The 4,406-nt window shown below is 40.1% G+C and carries 5 protein-coding genes; 3 read left to right on the forward strand and 2 right to left on the reverse strand.

All coding sequences use genetic code 11. The features are described from left to right. Nucleotides 1-142 precede the first annotated feature (142 nt). Nucleotides 143-355: a DNA-directed RNA polymerase subunit omega gene (gene rpoZ, locus ACY10D_RS11690; protein ID WP_117002188.1), complete on the reverse strand. Its 213-nt coding sequence runs from the start codon at nt 353-355 to the stop codon at nt 143-145. A gap of 115 nt (nt 356-470) precedes the next feature. Then, nucleotides 471-1,058, reverse strand: coding sequence for a superoxide dismutase (locus ACY10D_RS11695; protein ID WP_487000904.1), 588 nt, complete (start codon nt 1,056-1,058; stop codon nt 471-473). 110 nt (nt 1,059-1,168) lie between these two features. Between ACY10D_RS11695 and grxD the strand changes: the two genes are divergently transcribed. The 3 genes from grxD to mnmA form a co-directional block, all read left to right on the forward strand. Then, a complete protein-coding gene (grxD, locus tag ACY10D_RS11700) occupies nt 1,169-1,507 on the forward strand; it encodes a Grx4 family monothiol glutaredoxin (protein ID WP_487000905.1) in 339 nt (112 codons plus the stop codon). A gap of 367 nt (nt 1,508-1,874) precedes the next feature. Continuing rightward, on the forward strand, nt 1,875-3,032 hold the full coding sequence (gene metK, locus ACY10D_RS11705; protein WP_487000906.1) for a methionine adenosyltransferase: 1,158 nt from the start codon (nt 1,875-1,877) through the stop codon (nt 3,030-3,032). A gap of 445 nt (nt 3,033-3,477) precedes the next feature. Continuing rightward, a partial coding sequence (gene mnmA, locus ACY10D_RS11710; protein ID WP_487000907.1) for a tRNA 2-thiouridine(34) synthase MnmA occupies nt 3,478-4,406 on the forward strand: 929 nt, incomplete at its 3' end.

Here is a 4,406-nt window from a genome sequence, read left to right on the forward strand (position 1 = left end):
GGGGTTCGAACCCCCGACCCTCGCCTTGTAAGGGCGATGCTCTCCCAGCTGAGCTAAGCACCCGAGAACGAGATGAGATTATAGGGTTAAAAAAATCAAAGTCAACGCCTAAAATCAATATTTTTTATTTTTGTTAATCTTTTTAATATTCCTGTTCAGCACGGATTTCTACTTTGTTTATTTTGCCATCAGCAATCTCACGCAAAGCAACAACCGTTGTCTTATCATTATCCCAGTCGACACGTGGCTCTTGACCACTTAGACTTAGGAAGCGTGCTCTTTTTGATGCTAAAACAATTAATTCAAAGCGACTATCGATTTTCTCTAAACAATCTTCAACTGTTACACGTGCCATACATATTCTCCAAAGTTCAAAAGCCGGTCAATTCTATAGAAGTTTTATGATTTTGCCAAGTATTACAAAATTGAATAACACGATACGAATTAAACTAAGCTCAAGTTACTACTGTCTACTTTGCAAATTGCTCAGCAACAAAGTCCCAATTAATAATACTCCAGAACTCTTCAACATACTTTGGACGCGCATTACGATAATCAATATAGTAAGCATGCTCCCATACATCACAAGTTAGAAGTGGCGTGTGGCCTTCCGTTAATGGACATGCCGCGTTACTAGTACTTACCAACTCAAGCTCACCTTGTTTCGTTTTCACAAGCCACGCCCAGCCAGAGCCAAAGGTTGTTACAGCTGTTTTGCTAAACGCTTCTTTAAAGGCATCAAAGCTGCCAAATTTTTTCTCAATCGCTTGCAATAACGCACCTTCTGGTTTTGCTTTAGCATTTGGTGTTAAGCAATTCCAATAAAACGTGTGATTCCAAATTTGCGCGGCATTATTAAACACACCACCTTTTGAAGTTAAAATCACATCTTCTAGTGATTTACCGGCAAAAGATTTAAACTCATCTGTTTTTAATAAATTATTTAAGTTGGTTACATATGCTTGATGATGCTTGCCATAATGATACTCAATAGTCTCCTCAGAGATCACGGGTGCTAGTGCATTTTTAGGGTATGGTAACGATGGTAATTCAAACATTTCTTGCTCCTTGTTGGTTGACCAAAATTTAGAAACTGATATATGATGTACGCGCAATATAATACTAATCCAGTATCTTTTCAAGTTCAGACAACATTAAGGAAACAACAATGCATGCAAATCATAATTTTGATGAAGAAAAAGTAATCGAAACGATCAAATCACAAATTGCTGATAACAGCATTCTTCTTTACATGAAAGGCACACCTAAAATGCCACAATGCGGCTTCTCAGCACATACTGTTGCTGCCATTCAAGCCTGTGGTAAGCCTTTTGCATTTGTTAACATCTTAGAGAATCCTGATATTCGTGCGACCTTACCAAAACATGCTAACTGGCCAACTTTTCCACAACTTTATGTTAATGGCGAACTCATTGGTGGTTGCGATATTGTTCTTGAATTGCATGAAAACGGTGAGTTACAGGAAATTATTGATCAAGCTAAATAAATTCCTCCAATACCCTTCGACTGAGCTCAGGGCACAATTGACACCGTTGGCTGAGCGTTAGTCGAAGCCTACGCTAGATATTAATGTAAGCACATACCCACTTCGACTGATACCCAGTGCATCGCTTCGACTTATGCTCAGGATGCGATCAGTCGTTTTGAGCAAACACGAAACTATAATCAAAAAATTTTCTAAATATTTTGACAGCACATTTTGTTAACGTTAGCATAACCAACTGTCATTACACTGTCGCTGATTTAAAAACAACTTGCGGGCGACATAAAACAACACCGCTAAAGCGTTTCTATAGACTTTTCCTCTAGAAGCCTTTTAGCTTGTACACAACAAACATAAAAGGAAACCTCTCATGGCAAATGACTTTTTATTCACCTCTGAATCTGTCTCTGAAGGACATCCAGATAAGATTGCTGATCAGATTTCTGATGCAGTTTTAGATGCTATTTTAATTCAAGATAAAAACTCACGTGTTGCTTGTGAAACACTGGTTAAAACAGGCATGGCACTTGTTGCCGGCGAGATTACCACCTCAGCATGGGTTGATATCGAAGAAATCGTCAGAAACGTTGTCACTGATATTGGTTATGATAAAGATGATCTCGGGTTTGATGGCAACTGTTGCGCAGTGATAAACGCCATTGGTAAACAATCACCTGAGATTGCGCAAGGCGTTGATCGCTCTAACCCTCTAGATCAGGGTGCCGGAGATCAGGGGTTAATGTTTGGCTTTGCCACCAATGAAACCCCAACACTAATGCCCGCTGCTATTTATTACGCACATAAACTCATGCAGCGTCAAGCATTCTTGCGCAAGAATAAAACGCTTTCATGGTTGCGTCCTGACGCTAAATCACAAGTAACATTGCGCTATGTCAATGGTAAGCCTGTTGCCGTTGATACAGTAGTTATTTCAACTCAACATGCCCCTGAAATTCCACAAAAAGCCATTGAAGAAGCGGTCATTGAGGAAATCATTCTACCCGTTCTACCGAAAGAATGGGTAACAGACAAAACTAAATATTTTGTTAACCCCACAGGTAAATTCGTTATTGGAGGACCTGTTGGTGATTGCGGCTTAACGGGACGCAAGATTATTGTTGACACCTATGGCGGAGCGGCACATCACGGCGGTGGCGCATTCTCTGGCAAAGACCCATCCAAAGTTGATCGCTCAGCTGCCTATATGGGTAGATACATTGCTAAGAATATTGTTGCTAGTGGCTTAGCTGATAAGTGTGAAATTCAAGTTTCTTATGCCATTGGTGTTGCCAACCCCACATCGATTATGGTGAATACCTTTGGCACAGGCAAATTAGATGATCACATCATTGAGAAGCTTGTTCTTGAGCATTTTGATTTACGTCCGTATGCCATCACACACCAACTTGATTTATTACGTCCTATTTATCAAAAAACAGCCGCCTATGGTCATTTTGGTCGCGAAGATACTGATTTTACTTGGGAGAAAGCTGATAAAGCAGCCATTTTGGCGCAAGCCTTGAGTTAAACCTATATCTCATCTACTTTACCGTATAAACGCTGGCTGAACATTAGTCAAAGCCATTATTATCTTATCTTTCCCTTCGACTGCGCTCAGGGAACGATAGGCGCCGTTGGCTGAGCGTTAGTCGAAGCCATTATTACCTTTGTCTTCCCCTTCGACTTCGCCCATGAGAAGATGGATATTCTTTTCATTAATACCCCTATTTCGTTTTTTTATTACTCATTTCAATTAGCTTATGTTTTAATCTCCATCAGATTTGCGTGGGGGCGCAATGCATGGGTGTGACATGAGTCAATCATCAACACTCATGCACCAGTTTCAATCACTGTTAATGAATATTACTCCGCATTGAATCAACGCAAATGATTACCAAGAGAAAAGTTATTTTTGCAAATTTTTATAAATCACGGCACAATAGCCGCATTATTTTTTGATCATTTTAGAGCTTATGTCACAGAAAATTATTGTCGGTGTCTCCGGTGGTGTTGATTCATCCGTTGCAGCCTTATTACTCAAAGAACAAGGCTTTGATGTCTCAGGCGTTTTTATGAAAAACTGGGAAGAGGATGACAATGACGAATTTTGCTCAGCCGAGGAAGATATCAAAGATGCCCAAAGCATTTGTCAAAGTATTGGCATTGACTTTAACAAAATCAACTTTGCAGCAGAATATTGGGATCACGTCTTTGAGTATTTTCTGGAGGAATACAAGGCTGGGCGCACACCAAACCCTGATATCTTATGCAACAAAGAAATTAAATTTAAAGCCTTCTTAGACTACGCCAAGCATTTGGGTGGTACACATATTGCCACAGGGCACTACGCCAGAAAAAGGACATTGCCAAATGGAGAGCATCAATTATTAAAAGGCTTAGATCACAACAAGGATCAATCCTATTTTCTCTATACTTTGGGGCAGCAACAATTACACTATGCATTATTCCCAATCGGTGAACTTGAGAAACCAAAGGTTCGCGCACTTGCTGAAGCACATAACCTTATCACACATAATAAAAAAGACAGCACTGGCATTTGCTTTATTGGTGAGCGTAAATTCAAAGCTTTTTTAAACCAATACTTACCTGCGCAACCCGGTGAAATTCATGATGAAAACGGTATTGTTATCGGCAGACATGATGGTCTGATGTATTACACCATTGGTCAGCGTCAAGGTTTAGGCATTGGCGGGGTTAAAAATCGCCCTGAAACTCCATGGTTTGCTGCACAAAAAGATCTTGAAAACAATATATTAATTGCCGTTCAAGGTCATAATCACCCACTACTATTAAGACAAAGCTTAACTGCTATTAAGTTGCATTGGGTCAAAGGGCAAGCACCAGCTGATAACTTCAGATGCACTGCCAAGGCACGCTATCG

It is taken from the genome of Cysteiniphilum sp. (assembly GCF_057495195.1).